The organism is Cupriavidus sp. DL-D2 (assembly GCF_039710735.1).
Taxonomy (GTDB): domain Bacteria; phylum Pseudomonadota; class Gammaproteobacteria; order Burkholderiales; family Burkholderiaceae; genus Cupriavidus.
In genome coordinates this window covers 26,970-45,237 of record NZ_JBDKXK010000073.1, presented here as the reverse complement: position 1 = coordinate 45,237, position 18,268 = coordinate 26,970, and the positions used below count along the sequence as shown (strand labels likewise).

Below are 18,268 nucleotides of genomic sequence, written 5' to 3'. Positions count from 1 at the left end.
CGAGATTATGCAGAACATTCATCGTTTCGTCAACAGTTTGCAGAAGATTTTTTTCTCTGCCGGCCAGCGCTGCAAAACCCCGCAACCCCCGCCACTGCTGCCCCGCAACCCTTGCCTGCCCTGCGTTTGCAGCGCGGTTTGTGTTGCGAGGGGGCGAATATTAGATGCGATTTGCGGACTGCGCAAGATCTTTTTGAAAATAATCTCAAGTTGCCGATATCTGCTGTGAGGGAGATGCGAAGACCAAGCACCCATGACACGATGTCCCGCAACAAGAACAAGGGAGGAAGACATGGCAATACGTATCGTGCGGCTCGGTGACGCGCGCGCCCACGGCGAGGGATTGCGGATAGGCACCGTGCGCCGGCCGCCGCGAGGAGTACCGAAAACCGAGTTCGCCAGTCGAAACTATTACGATGTCTGGTATCCGGCCCTTTCCCCATCTGCCGAACTGGTTGCCAAGGCGCAAGGTGCAAAGGAAGCCGCCGATATCAAAGCGTGGCGCAGTTTCGAGAAAAGCTTTCGGGCCGAGATGGCTCAGCCGGAGGCCAGTCGGACTCTCGACTTGCTGGCAGCGCTCTCCCATCAGAGCAACTTCTCGCTCGGATGCTATTGCGAGGATGAAAGCCACTGTCATCGGTCCATTTTGCGTGCATTGCTAAAAGAGCGCAGCGCAGAGATTGCATGACGCTGGCGTCGCACCCATGCGGCTATGATGCAGGGCGCCTCCGCATCTGGGCGGAAGGCATCCCAATGATGGATTGGCGTCGATGGCACTGAACTTCGTCTGGCTCGGATTCTTCCTGCTCTCTTTCCTGGCGGCCGCCGTTCGGCTCATAGGCGGGGATCTTGGTGTATTTCCAGCCCTACTTGTCAGCCTGTTCGACAGTGCGCGCACGGCTTTTGAGATTTCTCTGGGCCTTGTAGGCGTCATGAGTCTGTGGATCGGAATCATGCGGGTTGGCGAGCGCGCTGGCGTGATCGACGTGTTCGCCCGAATGGTAAATCCGCTGCTGCGTCACTTTTTTCCCGGCGTTCCGCAGGGGCATCCGGCGCAGGGAGCCATGATGATGAATGTCTCCGCCAATATGCTCGGGCTGGACAACGCCGCCACGCCACTCGGGCTGACCGCGATGCGCGAACTGCAATCGTTGAATCGCCAGCCCGATACAGCGACGAATGCCCAGATCATGTTTATCGTACTCAACACTGCCGGGCTGACACTGATCCCGACCTCGGTCATAGCCATCCGGCAGGCAATGGCCGTAAAGCAAGGATTGGTCAACTTCAATGCGGCCGACATATTCCTGCCGACATTACTGGCCACCGGCGCCTCTTGCTTGGCAGGGCTGCTGGCTGTGGCTTGGGTTCAGCGTCTCAATCTGTTCAAACCCGCAGTACTGATTGCCGCCGCCATTGCGGGGTTGGCTACTGCGGCGCTGTTTCTCTGGCTGCGCCATGCGCCGCCTGCTCAGGTCAGCCAGATGGCGGCGCTCGCAGGCAGCGGGTTCATCCTGTCCCTGATCGTCCTGTTTCTAGTTTGTGGGGCATTCCAACGCGTGAATGTCTACGACGCGTTCGTCGATGGCGCTAAGGAAGGGTTCGGAGTGGCCGTCCAGATCATTCCTTATCTAGTGGCCATTCTTGTTGCTATCGGACTCTTCCGAGCCAGTGGCTGCATGGACGTGGTGATGTTCGCACTGACCGCGATGTTCGAAAAACTGGGAATGAATACGGACTTCGTGCCGGCCCTGCCGGTAGGCTTGATGAAAATCCTGTCGGGTGCCGGCGCGCGCGGGCTGATGGTGGATGTGATGACCACCTACGGCGTGGACTCTTTTCAGGCACGCGTGGCAGCCATCATCCAGGGATCGACTGAAACCACGTTCTACGTACTAGCAGTCTATTTCGGCAGTGTGAATGTGCGCAATACCAGGTACGCGCTTGGCTGTGCGTTGTTTGCGGATGTGGTTGGGATGACCGCAGCTGTGTGGATTGCGTATCTTTTCCGGTAATAGATGTCATCCCGTTGTACGACAACAACGACGATTGTGTTGTCTTGCAGTCAATTTTGACGCTGGCGCTTGGTGCGTCGCAACAAGTCGTGTATAGTGAAGTCTGTCTCCTCCACCACCTCGGTGGATTCCAACCCGCGCACAACCTGCGCGGGTTTTTTTTGTCTGAAAACGGCGGAATGCGGTGGCAGCATCAGCGAATTTCGTTGGTCTTTATGACAAAATCGTCATGCACCCCGTTCCACTGACTTTTTCACCATGTCGGTGCATCGCTGCACGACTTCCGCTCCAACCTGTCGTATTTCTACGAAATGTTGCGTTGCAACAATGTTGCCCGTAGAGTGGTATCGGTACTCACCCTAAGACGTCCCGGTACTTCATTTCCGATCATGCGACGCGCCCTGCGCCTTCTCCGATACTGCCCTGAAACTGCGCTCCTCCAGCGCGGGATCGTCTATGCGCTGTCGTTCTTTGCACTGGCGGGAACTGCCTGGCTGACGGGTGACGCTGGCTACCTCTGGTCGGCAACCGCATCGATCTGGACCTGTCTGGCCGATCGGCAAGGTACGGCGGCTACGCGCATGCGGAGCCTGGGGGCCGTGGGAATCGGTGGCGCCGTCGCGAGTGTCTTGGGCGCCAGCCTCTCCACATCCCCGTTGACGGCTTTGGCGGTGGTGCTGAGCGCAGGCATGGTGGCTGGACTGGCGGAAATCCGGGGACCAGCCGCCGCCCTTAGCTTCAAGCTGCTATATGTCGTACTCATTGCGGCATGCCTGCAGCCAGTTGCCGACACGTCAGTTGCTTCGCATGCGTGGATGGCGGCCACAGACTATTTGCGCGGCGGGGTATTTGCCTGCCTCGCCTGCCTGCTGCTAGTCCCGTCGCAACGCGATGCGCGCCCTCGCCTCGAAATCATTGCTGTCTACGACGCATTGCATCGCTTTGCCCAAACCCTGGCGGGCGCGCTGGCCGGGGACATTTCGGCCTGCAAGCTTGAGTTGCGGCAGCGGATTGAAGCAGCACGCGCTGCAGTGAACGGGCGGCGCGGGATTCTGGATCCTGTCGGGCTGTTGCACTACGCGTACACCGTGGCAGTGGCCGATGCCATCTTTGCCCTGTTGATCGTAGCGGGCGAGCTCCGAGAACGCGCCGGCAAACGGGACGGGCTTCCGCTCGACCATACTGCGCGGTGTCTGGCAGACACGCTGGAACAGGTACGCCAGTCCCTGACCCGGCATGCGCCGGACTTGCCCGCTCTCACCGCGATGTTGTCCCAGGATCTGCGGCGGCTGGTCGGACAGCGAGTCAACGCGAGTGCGCCGCCGGCATATCAATCGGCGCTGGCTGCCCTGTCACAGCATCCATCGTTCACACGCTGGCGCGGGACTTTCGCCTGGCCCAATACCGGGTTGACGGGCATGCTTGATCGTTTCGGCGACGCGTTGGCTGACATTGCTGCACGGGATGCACGCATCACGCGGCATGCCGTGCGGATGGCGTTTGCCGGAGGCCTGAGCCTACTGCCATCGCAGCTGTTCCAAGTCGATCACGGCTATTGGGTCGCCGTCACTGTGATCATGGTGCTCAGTCCGCGGCTGCAAACCACGCGGCAAATCTCCCTTCACCGCTTCGCCGGATCCCTAGCCGGTGCGGTGCTGGCCTGCCTGATCAGTCTCACGCATCCCGCTCCAATGTTGGCACTGGGTGCCAGCGCCATCTTCCTGGCCGCAGCCTACGCCCTGCGCCTGGCTGGCAACGCTGCTGGCTTCGCGTTTTTCCTGACACCAGCCGTAATCCTGTTCTCGTGGATTGGCGAGCCAGCATCGAATAGTAGTCACGTGGCCGCGTTGCGCGGACTTGATACGGCGATCGGCTGCGTAATTGCGTTGGCCAGCTATTACATCCTGGCGCCGCGCGCCGAGCTGTCGCGGGTCTTCCGGCACAGTCTCGACGCATTGGCGGTCAATGCCGTGTATCTCCGGGCTGCAACTGGCGCGGCACGAACCCTGACGCCCGCGCAAGCGCGTCTCGAGGCGCTGCGCGTGGCGGCGGGCCGGGCTTCCTCGCGCGCGGAAAGCACGCTCCAGCAATGCCTTGACGAATTCGATCCTCAGCTTGCGGCGGCGCATACTGCGTTGCATGCCACGTCCAGGCGCATGGCGTCGCTCGCCGGACTGATCAGGGCAGGTGCCGAATCGGGTGAAGTACCTCTGCCGCCGGGACCTGCCGCCCAGGCAATGCTTGCAGATCTGGAAGCACGCCTCGCCGAAGTCGCCGTTCGGCCTGGCCGAACCGGTGTGACCGCGGCTATCGCCCCACCTCAACTGCCGCCGCTGACACGAGACGATGGGCCGTTCGATCACTTCCTGGCCGAGCAAACCGCTTACGCCGATGGTCATATCGACGACGCACACCGCGTGGTAGTCGGACTCAGGTCTCTTGCTGCCGAACAGGCGCGGAGCCAACGGCGACGGCTGCCTGGTATGCGGGCAGGCTGACTGCTATCAAAGGCGTTCGCAGGGCCATGCTTGCCCGAATGGGTGGATTGCCTATATTGAATGGATATCCGCCGTTTCCCCGTTCCCGGCAAGACGAGGTGCGCCATGGTCGACATCACTTTCCCCACCAGCAGTCCCACTTATTGCGGCGCAAGCCTGACACTGTCGTGTCCGGCCACGGTCAACGGCAACTGGTCCCAGTATTCCGTCACCGCGGAGGCGCTCGAAGCCTATTGCGGCGCCCGTTCGGCGAGAGAGGAAGACTTGGTCAGCGCGTTCACCACCAATCGCACGCGCATCGAGCAACTTGCGGAAGCGATGTTCGAACTGACCGAGGCACGCGAGATCGTACTTCGCGGCGGCCATTTCCGCTTCGCGGGATAGCCGCCAACTGAAGTCGAAGGATGGGGCGTCAGGCGTTTGCCTCCTTGCCGCGCACCAGTAACACTGGCATCGTCGACTGGCGAATCACAGCTTCGGCCACGCTGCCGAGAACGAGCCGGCGCACGCCGCGACGGCCATGTGTACCGATGACCAGTAAGTCGGCACCCCATTCGCTCGCGGCCGCATTGATCGAGCCGGCCACATCGCCGATGACGGCGGGATCATCCACGAGCTTCGTCTCGTGCGCCACACCCTCATTGCCCAGCAGCCTGCCGGCCGCCTCCAGTGCCTTGGTCCCACTGTCGACAAATGCGCGCTGGACCTGCGTGGGATCGTAGAAACCAGCGTCGAACAGCATCACGCCGTTGTCCACCACGTAGAGCGCCAGCACGGATGCGCCACTGCCCGACGCCACGCGAATCGCTTCGTACAAGGCGAGGTCCGACGTTCCGCTGCCGTCCACCGCCACCGCGATCTTGCTGTATGCCTTGCCTGCCATTGCACTGCCCTCCCACGTCGAACGAAAGATGAAGTTCGATACTACACGTGGCTCTGGATAGACGTTCGTGAGCCAATTCTGAAAACCCTTCATCTTGTCAGCGCAATAAATTGACCGACCGGACGGTTTATATATATAGTGGCCGCACGCCCGACCCCCACAAATTGATGTCTACAGGATCAGCAAGCATCCGGCAGGTCGGCGCCCGTCGTCATAGACGCATGCCAAGGAGACGTGATGTACACACAGAGCCTCGACCTCCCAGGACAGCCGGCGGAGCGTCCGCTCGCAGACGCCAGCGTGGCCGATCGCCAGTCCGCATTCGATGCCCGCATGGCCGAAGACGCCAAGATCGAGCCGATGGACTGGATGCCCGACGCCTATCGCAAGACGCTGGTGCGCCAGATTTCGCAGCACGCGCACTCCGAGATCATCGGCATGCAGCCGGAAGGCAACTGGATCAGCCGCGCGCCGTCTCTCAAGCGCAAGGCCATCCTGCTGGCCAAGGTGCAGGACGAAGGCGGGCACGGACTCTATCTATATAGCGCTGCGGAAACGCTTGATGTGTCGCGCGACGATCTCGTCGATGCGCTGCACACCGGTCGCGCCAAGTATTCGTCGATCTTCAACTACCCGACGCTGACCTGGGCCGATGTGGGCGTGATCGGCTGGCTGGTGGATGGCGCGGCCATCATGAACCAGATCCCCCTGTGCCGCTGCTCCTACGGCCCCTACGCGCGCGCGATGATCCGCATCTGCAAGGAGGAGTCGTTCCACCAGCGCCAGGGCTATGACGCGCTGCTGGCCATGATGCGCGGCACCGAGGCCCAGCGCGCCATGGTGCAGGAGGCGGTGGATCGTTGGTGGTTCCCGGTGCTGATGATGTTCGGGCCGCCCGATGCGGCCTCCACCAATAGCACCCAGACGATGGCCTGGGGCATCAAGCGTATTTCGAACGACGACCTGCGCCAGAAGTTCGTCGATGCCACGGTGGAACAGGCCAGGATCCTTGGCGTCACGCTGCCCGATCCGGGCCTGCAGTGGAATGCCGAGCGCGGCCACTACGACTACAGCCCCCTCGATTGGGAAGAGTTCTGGCGCGTGATCAACGGCGACGGCCCCTGCAATCGCGAGCGGCTGGCCACCCGCGTCAAGGCGCACGAAGACGGCGCGTGGGTACGCGAAGCTGCGCTGGCCCATGCCGAAAAGCGCGCCCGCCGGACCCAGGCCAAGGCGGCTTGAGCCACGACAGAACAAGCAAGGTAACCAACATGACCCAAACCATCACCCCATCGAAGCAACAGAAGGAATGGCCGCTGTGGGAGGTGTTTGTCCGCAGCAAGCAGGGGCTGGAGCACAAGCACTGCGGCAGCCTGCATGCTGCGGACGCCCAGCAGGCGCTGCACATGGCCCGCGATGTCTACACGCGGCGGCAGGAAGGCGTGTCGATCTGGGTAGTGCCCTCATCGGCCATCACGGCCAGCGCGCCAGCCGAGAAGGCCGAACTGTTCGATCCGGCGGCCGACAAGATCTATCGCCATCCCACGTTTTACCAGTTGCCCGACGAAGTCAACCATATGTAAGGGCCGCGCCATGAACATGACGACCCAGCCTCCGATCCCTGCGACGCTCCAGTACATACTGCGGCTGGCGGATAACGCCCTGATCCTCGGCCAGCGCAACGCCGAGTGGTGCGGCCACGGCCCCGTGCTCGAGGAAGACATCGCGCTTGCCAATATCAGCCTGGACCTGATCGGCCAGGCTCGCCTGCTTTATGCCCATGCCGGCGTGCTCGAAGGCCGGTTGACGGGCCGCGCGCGCCACGAGGATGACTACGCCTACTGGCGACCCGAATCCGATTTCCGCAACTGGACGCTGCAGGAACTGCCCCACCACGGTCCGCTGGCCGGCACGGCACGCGCCGATCGCGACTACGCCGTAACCATCATGCGCAACTTCCTGTACAGCGCGCTGATGGCTGAACTGTGGCCCGCGCTGGAAGCGAGCAGCGACCCGGAACTCGCCGCCATCGCCGCGAAGTCCGCCAAGGAGGTTCGCTATCACCTGCATCACGCCGCGGACTGGGTGGTGCGGCTGGGCGATGGCACTGGCGAATCGCACCGCCGCATGCAGCGTGCGCTCGATCACCTGCTGCCTTATATGAACGAGTGCTTCGCGGTCGATCCCGTGGAAGAGGAGTCGGCGCGGCAGGGCGTGAGCGTACTGACCGCCGATCTGCGCGACGCCTGGGAGGCGACGGTCACCGCCACGCTCGACGATGCCACGCTGCAGCGCCCGGCAACCACCGGCTTCGTGTCGACCGGCAAGCAAGGCGTGCATTCCGAGCATATGAGCTACCTGCTGGCGGAGTTGCAGGGCCTGGCTCGCGCCCACCCGGGCGCGCAGTGGTAACGGAAGGGCCGACCATGCCTCATTTCGCCGCTTCGCTCACCAACTCCGCCTCGCCGTTCGCGCCGGCCTTTGCCCCGTCGGCGGCGGCCACGGATTCTTCCGAGGCACGTCTGGCGCACGCGTGGGCAGCGCTGGAAGCCGTGCCCGACCCCGAGATCCCGGTGGTATCGATCCGGGACCTCGGCATCCTGCGCGATGTGGTACTGGCCGATGATGGCGTCACCATCGAGGCGACCATCACCCCCACGTATTCCGGATGCCCGGCCATGGGACAGATCGAGGAGGACGTTGGCCACGCGCTGGACGCCGCCGGACTGGCCCCGTGGCGCGTGCGCACCGTGCTGGCCCCTGCCTGGACTACCGACTGGATTACCGAGACCGGTCGCGCCAACCTGCGCGCATTCGGCATCGCGCCGCCGGGCCATTGCGCTTCGGCTCCTGCACACGCTGCGAACGTCAAGCCATTGCGCTTCATGCCCCGTGTGCATGCCACGGCCACGGTCGCGTGCCCACGCTGCGGCAGCATCCACACACAGGAGTTGTCCCGGTTCGCCTCCACGGCATGCAAGGCGCTCTACCGCTGCCTGGATTGCCGCGAACCGTTCGATTACTTCAAACCCTACTGACCCGCGGACCCCGCCCCGGCCATGACTCCACACTTCCACCCGCTGCGCGTGGCGCAGGTTCGCCCGGAAACTTCCGATACGGTCTCGATTGCCTTCGCGGTGCCCACCGAACTGCGTGATGCCTACCGTTTCACGCAGGGGCAGTTCCTGACGCTGAAAGCGCAGGTTGAAGGCAAGGACGTCCGCCGCTCGTACTCGATCTGCTCTGGCGTGCAGGATTACGACAGTCACGGCGAGCTACGCGTGGCCGTGAAGCTCGTCGACGATGGCGTGTTCTCCACGTGGCTGCACGACACCGCGGCCCCCGGACAGACGCTCGACGTCATGACGCCTGATGGCCGTTTCTACGTGCCGCTCGATGCGACAATCGCGCGGCATTACGTGGCGTTCGCCGCGGGCAGCGGCATTACGCCAGTGCTGTCCCTGATCCGCACCACGCTGGCCACGGAACCTGGCAGCCGCTTCACGTTGATCTATGGCAACCGGAACGTTGACTCGATCATCTTCTCCGAGGCGCTGGAGGATCTGAAGAATCAGTACCTGTCTCGCTTCACGCTCTATCACGTGTTGTCGCGCCAGCCCCAGGAGGTGGATCTGCTGCATGGCCGTCTGGACGGGCAGCGCGTGACCGCCTTCCTGCAGACCCTGCTTCCCGTGGACGATATCGACGCCGCCTTCGTTTGCGGCCCGGCGTCGATGATCGACGAGGTCGAGGATGCCCTCAAGACGGCGGGTCTCGATCCCCACAAGATCCATGCGGAGCGCTTCGGCGTGCCGCTGGCCCAGCCCCGTCGCGCTGTCGCTGCCCAGCACGACGCCACAGGAGATGCCGGCACCGCCGAACTGGTCATCGTGCTGGACGGCAAGCAGCACAAGATGCGCCTGCCAATGGCCGATGCGAACGTGCTCGACACCGCGCTCTCGGCTGGGCTCGACCTGCCCTACGCCTGCAAGGGCGGGGTCTGCTGCACATGCCGGGCCAAGGTGCTCGAAGGCAAGGTGGAAATGGAGAAGAACTACACGCTCGAGCCGTGGGAAATGGAAAAGGGCTTCGTGCTGACCTGCCAGGCCCGGGCGCTCACGCCGCGCGTGGTGGTCAGCTACGACGAGCGGTAACTGCCGCCCGTCTTCCGCCGCGTGTCCGCGGCTGCCGAATGGTGGAAAACCCACATGTCGGACAGCCGCCGATGCCCGGCGTACCGCATGCCGTGATTACAATGGCGGAACACGCTTCATGCGTCGCATCGGCCGCTGGCGCAGGGCCTGGACCCGTCGCATCCCTATACAATCACGGTCATGCAATATATCCATGTCGTCAACGGCGATGTCGCGGGCAATACACTGCGCCAGGCTCTGGCCCAGGCCGCCCGCCCCGACCCGGTGGTCGTCCTGCGCGACGACCTCGCCGTGGGCCCGATCGCCGATATCGACAGTACCGGCCTGATCCGCTCCGGCTTCTGGCAGCGCGTGGCACCCCACTCCGACATCGACTTTGCCGCCGAGATGCGCCAGGCGCTCGACCAGCTCCAGCAATTGCGGCGCGACGCGATGGAAGTGGCGATCTGGCACGGCCAGAGTGCATCGGACCAGCTCATGCTGCGCCGGGTGGTCTTCCACCTCTATCAGGCGCCCCAGCGGATCAACGAAGTGGCGATGGACCTGCGCGAGCTGGAAACCCCCGCGCACGGCAGCCTGACCGCCATCGGCATGTATCCCGCCTCCCGCCTGGCGCGCCGGTTTTCGACCATCGCCCCGGTGTCAGTCCTGCGCCTGGGCCGGCTAGGCTACGAGTGGCAGCAAAACGTGAAGGAAAACGCCGACGTCCGGCTGTGGAAAGGCAACACGCTGGTGCCGGCGGCCTATCACAACGTCGACGACGTCATCCTTGAGCGTGCGCCAGTCGAATGGACGCCCGCCGCGCAGACCGTGGCCAGCGTCATGGGAGCGATCGAAGGGCTGCTGGCCAGCGACTGGTTCGTCTTCTGGCGGTGCCGCGAACTGGTCAGCAACGGGCAACTGCAATTGCGCGGCAATCCGGAAAGCCTGGACACCTGCGAAGTCCGCCGCAATTCCCTGATGGCCAGCGCCGAGTAACCCGATAAAAACAGGGATCGATCCGACCCATATGGCCAGAACCAAAGCGCCCGACTTCGAGGCGCAACGCGAACAGATCCTGGACCTGGCAGCAACTGCGTTTGCCGCCACGAGCTATCCCAGCACCTCAATGGCCGACCTGGCTGCCGCGTGCGGCACCTCCAAGGCCCGCCTCTACCACTATTACGAGAGCAAGGAAGCGATCCTGTTCGACCTGCTGGATCGCTACACGCGCCAGCTCATGCAGATCGTGACCGAGGTCGAGCGCGACGGCGAGCGCCAGGGCCGCAGCCATCGGGAAACATTCGGTCACTTGCTACGCGCCTTCCTGGCCGAATACGAAACGTCGCAGACCCGCCATATTGCGCTGATCAACGATGTGAAGTTCCTTGCCGAGGAACAGCGCGACCAGATCCTGAAGCGCGAACGCGACGTGGTGGCGGCATTCTCGCGCCTGCTGCGGCTGGCATTCCCGGAGCGCGTCACGGGCGAGAACCAGACCGCGCTGACCATGACCGTCTTCGGCATGATCAACTGGACGTTCACGTGGCTCAAGCCGGGCGGCAAGCTGTCGTATGCGCAGTTCGCCGAAATGGTGGTGGGCCTGCTGGAAAACGGCCTGGTGCCGGCCGTTCCCCGCTAGACGGTCGGGCCGGTCAGGACCACTCCGCTTCTTCGCGTTTCTTCCGCTGCTCCCGGTCCTGGCGGAACATTTCCTCCAGTTCGTCACGCGCCTGCCGGGCCATCGACACCAGCTTCTTCTGATCCTTGTAGTACGGATAGAAGCGGTCGATCGCCTCGACGTTATGGCGGCGGAACCGCAGCGCCACGCTGCGCGCCTCCACCGGGTCAAAGCCCAGTCCTTCCAGCACGCGCCGGCCGAGCATCAGCGACCCTTCGAACATCTCGCGCTCGTACGTTTCAACGCCCCGGTCCTTCAACTGGTAGACGTGAGATACGTGCTTGGCGCGAGTGTAGATTGCCAGTTCGGGCCAGCGATGGCGCACCTTGTCGATCAGTGCCAGGTTGTCGTCGATATCCTCGATACAGACGATCATGATGCGCGCCTCGCTGGCGCCAGCCGCCTCCAGCAGGTCAATGCGCGTGGCATCGCCATAGAAAATCTTGAATCCGTACTGGCGCAGGAACTCGATCTGGTCAGGATCGTGGTCGAGCACGGTCACGCCCACGCCTTGGGCGTAGAGCAGCCGCCCGATGATCTGCCCGAAGCGGCCGAAGCCCGCAATGATCACGGGATTGTGGTGATTCGTGATCTCGTCATCGGGACGCTGCGACATCGCGTTCAGGCGCGGAGCAAGCAGGCGGTCGAACGCCAGCAGCAGCAGCGGGGTGACGACCATCGACAACGCAATGATCAGCACCAGCAGCGCCTCGGTCTCGCGCGGCATCAGTCCCACCATGCGTGCCTCGGCGAACACCACGAACCCGAACTCGCCGCCCTGCGAAATCAGCAACCCGAACAGCAGCCACTGACCACGCCCGACGCCGAACCGGCGAGCCAGCAGCGTCAGGACCAGCGTCTTGACCACGACGAAGGCGATCACGAAGCCGATCACCTTGCCCGGCGAACTGGCGAGGATGCCGAAATCGATCGACATGCCCACGGCCATGAAGAACAGCCCGAGCAGCAGCCCCTTGAACGGCTCGATGTCCGCCTCTAGGGCATGGCGATACTCCGAATCGGCCAGCAGCACGCCCGCAACAAAAGTACCCAGCGCCATGGACAGGCCCACCGCGTCCATCATCAACGCAATGCCGACCACAAGCAGCAGCGAGAATGCCGTGAACATCTCGCGCATGCCAGTCCGGGCGATGATGCGAAGCGCCGGCCGTACCAGATAGCGTCCCCCCACCACCACGGCGCCGATCACCGCCACCGCCTTGGCGGCCGTCTGCCAGTTTTCCGGACCGTGCGCGGTCGCCCCGGCCCCCTCGGCGGCCAGCAGCGGCAGCAAAGCAATCATCGGAATGGCCGCGATATCCTGGAACAGCAGAATGCCGAAACTGGCCGCACCGGCTCCCGTCTGCATCAGGTTGCGCTCGGCCAGCGTGGCAAATGCGATGGCGGTGGACGATAGCGCCAGGCCCAGCCCGGCCACGAGTGCGATCTGCCAGGACGCACCAAACAAAACGGCCACGATGCCGATCGCCAGCGCACACATCACCATCTGCACCGACCCATAGCCGAAAATCGACTTGCGCAGCGTCTTGAGCTTGCGGGGCTCCAGTTCCAGGCCAATGACGAACATCATCAGCACGACCCCGAACTCCGAAAAATGCAGGATCGACTCGACATTGGTGACGAGCTTCAGCGCAAACGGGCCAATCGCCGCACCAGCGATCAGGTAGCCCAGCACTGACCCCAGCTGAAAACGTCGCGCCAGCGGCACGGCCACCACAGCCGCCACGAGGAAGACGAGCAGTGCAATCAGGAAATCGTGCTGGTTCATGCTGCATCCTCGTCCGGCTCGCCGGCTTCGGGCCATTCCTGGGTTTCAGGCGGCAATGGTGGCGGGGCCAGGTGGCGGGCCACGTGTTCGATGTGAAGCGCCACGGCATCGGTATCGGCCCGGTCGGCGTCATGGAGCACGACAGGCGACAGCCAGGTCATGCCGCACAGCAGTGCCGTTTGTTCGAGCGGCAGCAGGAAATCGCTGATCGGATGGCCATGGACGCCGTCGGGCCCGTATGCATCGGCATGCCCGCCGGTGCTGACCACGACGAGCATCGACTTGCCACGCAGCGCCGTGCCGCCAGGGCCGAATGCCCAGCCCACTTCCAGCACTTCGTCGAGCCACAGTTTCATCAGGGCCGGCACGCTGTACCAGCGCACGGGAAATTGCAGGACCACAGTCTCTGCGGTAGAGAGCAGGCGCTGTTCAGCTACCACGTCGATGTCGTAATCGACATAGCGCTTGTAAAGTTCGCGGACCTCAACGTGCGGCAACTGGGCCAACGCTTCGGCGAGTGGATGATTGACGCGGGATTGCCTGGGCGCAGGATGCGCATAAATCACAACGATGGGTGGCTCGTCCATATAAGGCTTGTTCTTCCAGGCCTTCCGGCGCGCGCGGCACGGACCGAGGCGACGGGCAGCTCTGTGCGGCGTTGCAGCAGATCAACAACAGGTGTCGATGGCGACTACACATTCGCCATGCCAAGCCGTTGATTCTGCAACGATTTATGAATTCTCGCGATGCGGCCCCCTTGGGGGCTTGCGCACGAAGGCTTACGCGGACCTGACAATTCCACTACAATACTTTTCGCATTGCAGCAACCTAGTGTTTGCCCGAACCCGTATTTTGCATCACAAAACATCCTCACGACGGTGTGGTTTGGTGTGTTGATGGAAACAGAGTGGGCAGAAATCGCTGCAATGCTATGTTTATATCGATCCCAAGAAGGAAATCCAAGTGAACCCGCTCGAACTGAGCAAGGCCGTCGGAGCCGTAACCGACGAAGATCTTCGCCGTGCAGCCGAGGCTAGCCAGGCCACCCAGCGCCATACCACCCTGGTACGCGAGCTGGCTGCCCATCATCGCTCCCGCCTGCACAAGCATTTTCTCGCCTTGGGCGAGGAAGATCGCCTGCTCCGTTTCGGCCAGTCGGTTGGAGACCACGTCATTGAAGCCTATGTCGAGAGCATCGACTTCGATCACGACAGTGTGTTCGGCGTCTATGACGAGCATCTGGAACTGATTGGCGTGGGGCACTTCGCCAACCTGCGCGATAACGCCCAGGGCCGCGTGGCCGAGTTCGGCGTGTCCGTGTCGAAGAGCGCGCGGGGGCGCGGGATCGGCAGTGCACTGTTCCAGCGCGCCGCGATGCATGGCCGCAACACCAATGTCCGTACCCTGTACATGCATTGCCTGTCGCGCAACGCCGCGATGATGCACATCGCCAAGAAGGCCGGCATGAAGGTGCAGTACGCTTATGGCGAGGCCGATGCCTATCTGGAACTGACGCCCGCCGATACGGTGAGCCGCCTGACCGAGGTCATCGACGAACAGGTTGCGGATCTGGACTACATGATGCGTCGGAACCTGCGCGATGCACGCCGCTTCGGTCTGCGCTTCTGGCGTTCGCTGGTACCGCAGAAAGGGACGGCCTGACGAACCAGGCAGCTCGCCAATGCAGACGGCGCACCGCGATGGTGCGCCGTTGTTGTTTCTGCGGTCTGAAAATCAGGCGCCGCCTGCCACCGGCAATGCCGTGGTGTCCTTGATCGATTCCAGCGCAAAGCTCGAACGCACATCGATGACCGACGGATGCGCCAGAAGTTGCTCCTGCATGAAGCGCGCGAAATGCTCCATGTCCTCCACATAGACCTTGAGCAACAGATCCATCTCGCCGGTCATGGCGTGGCAGGCGGCCACTTCCGGCCAAGTCTGGAGCGCTGCGCGGAACAGGTCCAGCGGGGCCTTGCCCTTGGGCGTGCCACCCTGCTTTTCCAGGCGCACGTTGATATACGCGAGCAGCCCGAGTCCGATCTTGTTCGGTTCCAGCAGCGCGGCGTACTGACGAATCACGCCGATCTCCTCAAGACGACGGATGCGGCGCAGACAGGGACTCGGCGACAGATTTACGCGCTCGGCCACTTCCAGGTTGGTCAGCCTGCCGTTGGTCTGCAGAACCTCCAGAATCTTCCTGTCGATCTTGTCCAGTTCCACCTTGCTCACGTTTTGTTGCTCCGCAATATGTTTGTCGGCAATTTTTTTGCGCAAATTTAGCAAGTTGGGCACAAGTCCGCAATTTTATTTTCACCTCGCCGCCTGTCACGCGTCCGTTACCCGGGACGTATGCATCACGTTGCACAGGCAAGGTTGGTGCCAGCCCCATAAAAAACGCGGCCCGGAGGCCGCGTCGGTCAAGCTACGGTAGCAGTCGTTCAGCCGCCGCTGGAAGACGGCACGGCCGGTGCCGAGCCGGCGCCCGGTCCGCGCTGCATGGGGCGATTGTGATGCTCTTTTCGCATCTTCTCCATATCCGACTGGATCTCGGCCATGGTCACCTTGCCATCCCGGTTGGCATCAAGCTTGTCGAAGCGGTTGGCCATGCGCGGGAATGCGGTCTTGAACTCGTCGCGGGTCAGTGCCCCATCGTTGTTCTTGTCCGCCGCCTTGAACTTTGCCTCGAACGCCGCCTTCCTCTCGGCGCGGTGCTGCTCGAACATCGCCTTGCGATAGGCGCCCATTTCCTGCTTGTCGAGCTTGCCATCGTGATTGGTATCGATCTTGTTGAATAGCGCGTCGGCTTCGGCCTTGGAGATCGTGCCGTCGCCGTCCGTGTCGATCGACTTCATCATCATCATGCCGCCGCCGTGCGGACCGTGCCCGTCCATGCGGTGATGGTGGCCGGGGCCGCCTTGCGGAGCCGCCTGTGGCGCGGAGGCCGGGAACGGGGCTGCGGTTTGCGCCATCGCTGCGCCTGCGGTCAGGAAGACGGCCGAGGCTGCGATGAAGTTCTTGAAAATCTGCGTCTTGTGAGTGCGTTGCATGTCTGTGCTCCTTTTCATCACGTTGGGCGTGTATGGATTAGAACGCAGACATCCAGCGCAAGTTGGCGCTTTTAATACGATGTTACGGGCCTCACAGAATCGACTCGTGCCGTAAACAGGCGCAAGACAGTCAAATATTGCGCAACACTTTGAAATCGCTTTTCCAGCGCTTTCACCTCGTCGTCAGTCCTTGTCGACTGGGGGAGCCTCACCCGTCAGACTCTGCGGCGGTACCTGTTGCATGGGTTGCTGCATGCCCGGAGGCATGTTCTGGGGCGGTTGCGGAATGCTTGCCGCCGGCGGTGGCATCGCCTGCACGGTGGCCGGCATCGGCGTGGAGAGCGGTGCGGCGGCGCCGGATGGCGGCACGGCCGGCAGGTTGCCCGGGCGACCTACGCTCACGGAATTCTGCAGCGGCAAGATGATTTCCTGACGCACACCGTTGCGTTCAATCACGATGTTGCGGCCGTGAATTTCCTTCAGCCGAATCTGCGGGGACAGCGAAGCACCCACACGCACGGCCTTGGGCGGACCGCCATCGATCGACAGGATTGCCGCTGCAGGCCCCACGCCGTCGAGATCGGCCACAACACCGATCAGCTGGATATCGCGCACGCCAGCCTGGGCACTACCGCCAAACAAGGTCGCCACCGCACCCGTTTCCACGGCTTCGGTCTGTGCGATGCGAGCAGACTTGGGAACGGGGATGGTACGCATCGCGCTGAAGGCCAGCACCCAGTGGGTGACGAGCGCGCATAGCGCGGCAAACAGCGCGAGACCGGCCAGGCGCGGCAGCCAGGCGGCGGAGATATCGATCGGGAATGCGGGCCGGGACAGAGTGGGCACGAGCAGGTATGCCAAGCGGCTATCTATAGGAACCGCCTAGCCTACCAGACCCATGCGACGGTTGTCTGTCACAACGTGACAACCGTCGGTGCCGCGCATCTTGGCCGGATCAGAGCAAATCGTCCAGCAGGTCCGGGCCGAACACTTCGCGATGGATATGACCCACGGGAACGCCGGCGGTGATCAGCGCATGGCGCTGCGCCTGCATGAAACCCAGCGGTCCGCACAGGTAGAAGCGGGCATCCTGGAAACCGGATGTGTCTTCCGCCTTCAGGAGCGCGTCGATCGGCATCGTCCCTGCGTGGTCGTAATCGCGCCCCGACTGATCGGCCTGGGACGGCTGCTCGTAGCTGACATGAGTACGCAGGTTAGGCATGCGCTCACGGGCCCAGACCATGTCGTTGCGGTGTGCATGGTGGCCACCATGGCGCGCGGCGTGGGCAAACAGCACGTGGCGGTGCGGGTTCTCGCGGGCCAGTGTGCGCAGCACCGACACCATCGGCGTCACACCGATACCAGCCGACATCAGCACGATCGGACGACGGTCATCGAGCGTGGGCGCAAAATCGCCCCAAGGGGTGCTGACATGGAGCGTCGTATCGACAAACGCGTTGTCATGGAGCCAGTTCGATACGGCGCCGGCCGGCGTTTCCGCATTGCCTTCCTCGCGCTTGATCGAAATACGCCACGTGGGCAGGCCCCGTTCGCCGGACAGCGAGTATTGCCGCAACTGCCGCAGTCCATTGCCAAGCACCGCTTCCACGCTGATGTACTGGCCGGGCGCGAAATCGCGCAGCGCCGTACCGTCGGCGGCCGCCAGCGTCAGCGCCACCACTTGCTCGCTTTCCTGCTCGCGGCTCACCACGCGCACACGCAGCAGCTGGCCAGCGGCGACGCCGGCGCGGTCATACAGGCGAGCCTCGGCGGCAATCAGCTCGCCGGCCAGCAGCCAGTACGCCTCGTCCCAGGCCGCCAGCAACGGCGGGGTGGCGGCTTCACCGAGCACGGCGGCAATGGCTTCCAGCAGGTACTTGCCGACGATCGGGTAGTGGGCGGGCGTCAGGCCAACCGCGACATGCTTGTGGACGATGCGCTCGACCACGGGAGCCAGGACATCGGCGCGGTCGATATTGGCCGCGTAGGCGAAAACCGCCATTGCGAGCGACTGCTGCTGCGAGCCGTTGGCCTGGTTGCCCATGTTGAACAGGCTGGTCAACTCGGGACGCGCGGCGAACATCTCGCGGTAAAAATGCGTGGTGATGGCGACGCCGTGCTCACGCAGCACGGGAACGCTGGCATCGATATAGGGGCGGGAAGCAGCGGACAACATCAGCAAAACTCCTGTTATTTCATGCATCTGATATGCATGTTTTTTC

General features: G+C 62.9%; 20 protein-coding genes. 13 read left to right on the top strand and 7 right to left on the bottom strand.

The window, feature by feature from the left end; genetic code table 11:
- From ABDB81_RS26945 to ABDB81_RS26925, 5 genes are all read left to right on the top strand, one after another.
- Positions 1-229 (top strand): hypothetical protein (locus ABDB81_RS26945; RefSeq protein WP_346814059.1); only part of this gene is annotated, 229 nt, incomplete at its 5' end.
- 63 nt (positions 230-292) lie between these two features.
- The gene (locus ABDB81_RS26940) at positions 293-688 is read left to right on the top strand and encodes a DUF488 family protein (protein ID WP_346814058.1); all 396 of its coding nucleotides are present in this window, start codon (positions 293-295) and stop codon (positions 686-688) included.
- An 82-nt stretch (positions 689-770) separates the two neighbouring features.
- Positions 771-2,015 (top strand): nucleoside recognition domain-containing protein, encoded by a 1,245-nt coding sequence (locus ABDB81_RS26935; RefSeq protein WP_346814057.1) that lies wholly within the window; start codon positions 771-773, stop codon positions 2,013-2,015.
- Between the two features lie 389 nt (positions 2,016-2,404).
- Entirely contained in the window at positions 2,405-4,513 is a 2,109-nt protein-coding gene (locus ABDB81_RS26930; RefSeq protein WP_160473081.1) for an FUSC family protein, read from the top strand.
- A gap of 105 nt (positions 4,514-4,618) precedes the next feature.
- On the top strand, positions 4,619-4,897 hold the full coding sequence (locus ABDB81_RS26925) for a DUF1488 domain-containing protein (RefSeq protein WP_137928160.1): 279 nt from the start codon (positions 4,619-4,621) through the stop codon (positions 4,895-4,897).
- 28 nt (positions 4,898-4,925) lie between these two features.
- Here ABDB81_RS26925 and ABDB81_RS26920 read toward each other — a convergent pair whose 3' ends face one another.
- Positions 4,926-5,396: a universal stress protein gene (locus ABDB81_RS26920; RefSeq protein ID WP_160473082.1), complete on the bottom strand. Its 471-nt coding sequence runs from the start codon at positions 5,394-5,396 to the stop codon at positions 4,926-4,928.
- Between the two features lie 237 nt (positions 5,397-5,633).
- On the opposite strand from ABDB81_RS26920, the gene paaA reads away from it, so the two are divergent.
- The 7 genes from paaA to ABDB81_RS26885 all read left to right on the top strand — a co-directional run bounded on the left by paaA (position 5,634) and on the right by ABDB81_RS26885 (position 11,171).
- The gene (gene paaA, locus ABDB81_RS26915; RefSeq protein ID WP_137928158.1) at positions 5,634-6,638 is read left to right on the top strand and encodes a 1,2-phenylacetyl-CoA epoxidase subunit PaaA; all 1,005 of its coding nucleotides are present in this window, start codon (positions 5,634-5,636) and stop codon (positions 6,636-6,638) included.
- Between the two features lie 29 nt (positions 6,639-6,667).
- Positions 6,668-6,979, top strand: a complete 312-nt coding sequence (gene paaB, locus ABDB81_RS26910) for a 1,2-phenylacetyl-CoA epoxidase subunit PaaB (protein WP_137928157.1) — start codon at positions 6,668-6,670, stop codon at positions 6,977-6,979.
- A 10-nt stretch (positions 6,980-6,989) separates the two neighbouring features.
- Positions 6,990-7,808 (top strand): 1,2-phenylacetyl-CoA epoxidase subunit PaaC, encoded by an 819-nt coding sequence (paaC, locus tag ABDB81_RS26905; RefSeq protein WP_137928156.1) that lies wholly within the window; start codon positions 6,990-6,992, stop codon positions 7,806-7,808.
- Positions 7,809-7,822: 14 nt separating this feature from the next.
- Positions 7,823-8,434 (top strand): 1,2-phenylacetyl-CoA epoxidase subunit PaaD, encoded by a 612-nt coding sequence (gene paaD, locus ABDB81_RS26900; RefSeq protein WP_346814056.1) that lies wholly within the window; start codon positions 7,823-7,825, stop codon positions 8,432-8,434.
- A 21-nt stretch (positions 8,435-8,455) separates the two neighbouring features.
- Positions 8,456-9,550, top strand: a complete 1,095-nt coding sequence (paaE, locus tag ABDB81_RS26895; protein WP_346814055.1) for a 1,2-phenylacetyl-CoA epoxidase subunit PaaE — start codon at positions 8,456-8,458, stop codon at positions 9,548-9,550.
- Between the two features lie 180 nt (positions 9,551-9,730).
- Positions 9,731-10,528, top strand: a complete 798-nt coding sequence (locus ABDB81_RS26890) for a DUF1835 domain-containing protein (protein ID WP_137928153.1) — start codon at positions 9,731-9,733, stop codon at positions 10,526-10,528.
- A gap of 31 nt (positions 10,529-10,559) precedes the next feature.
- Complete coding sequence (locus tag ABDB81_RS26885; RefSeq protein WP_346814054.1) at positions 10,560-11,171, top strand: TetR/AcrR family transcriptional regulator; 612 nt, start codon at positions 10,560-10,562, stop codon at positions 11,169-11,171.
- 13 nt (positions 11,172-11,184) lie between these two features.
- On the opposite strand, the gene kefC is transcribed toward ABDB81_RS26885, so the two are convergent.
- Together kefC and ABDB81_RS26875 are read right to left on the bottom strand one after the other, a co-directional pair.
- On the bottom strand, positions 11,185-12,999 hold the full coding sequence (kefC, locus tag ABDB81_RS26880; RefSeq protein WP_137928151.1) for a glutathione-regulated potassium-efflux system protein KefC: 1,815 nt from the start codon (positions 12,997-12,999) through the stop codon (positions 11,185-11,187).
- The gene (locus ABDB81_RS26875) at positions 12,996-13,586 is read right to left on the bottom strand and encodes an NAD(P)H-dependent oxidoreductase (RefSeq protein WP_137928150.1); all 591 of its coding nucleotides are present in this window, start codon (positions 13,584-13,586) and stop codon (positions 12,996-12,998) included. Before ABDB81_RS26875 ends, kefC begins: the two co-directional genes overlap by 4 nt.
- 376 nt (positions 13,587-13,962) lie before the next feature.
- Here ABDB81_RS26875 and ABDB81_RS26870 point away from each other — a divergent pair, with 376 nt between their 5' ends.
- Positions 13,963-14,661, top strand: a complete 699-nt coding sequence (locus tag ABDB81_RS26870) for a GNAT family N-acetyltransferase (protein WP_137928149.1) — start codon at positions 13,963-13,965, stop codon at positions 14,659-14,661.
- Between the two features lie 72 nt (positions 14,662-14,733).
- Here the strand turns inward: ABDB81_RS26870 and ABDB81_RS26865 are convergent, their stop codons facing one another.
- From ABDB81_RS26865 to ABDB81_RS26850, 4 genes are all read right to left on the bottom strand, one after another.
- Entirely contained in the window at positions 14,734-15,228 is a 495-nt protein-coding gene (locus ABDB81_RS26865) for an Lrp/AsnC family transcriptional regulator (RefSeq protein ID WP_137928148.1), read from the bottom strand.
- A gap of 209 nt (positions 15,229-15,437) precedes the next feature.
- A complete protein-coding gene (locus ABDB81_RS26860; RefSeq protein ID WP_346814053.1) occupies positions 15,438-16,046 on the bottom strand; it encodes an EF-hand domain-containing protein in 609 nt (202 codons plus the stop codon).
- Between the two features lie 183 nt (positions 16,047-16,229).
- Positions 16,230-16,841: a hypothetical protein gene (locus ABDB81_RS26855; protein WP_346814061.1), complete on the bottom strand. Its 612-nt coding sequence runs from the start codon at positions 16,839-16,841 to the stop codon at positions 16,230-16,232.
- Positions 16,842-17,001: 160 nt separating this feature from the next.
- Positions 17,002-18,222 carry a globin domain-containing protein gene (locus ABDB81_RS26850; protein WP_137928146.1) on the bottom strand — a complete coding sequence of 407 codons (1,221 nt, stop codon included), beginning with the start codon at positions 18,220-18,222 and terminating at the stop codon, positions 17,002-17,004.
- Positions 18,223-18,268: the final 46 nt, after the last annotated feature.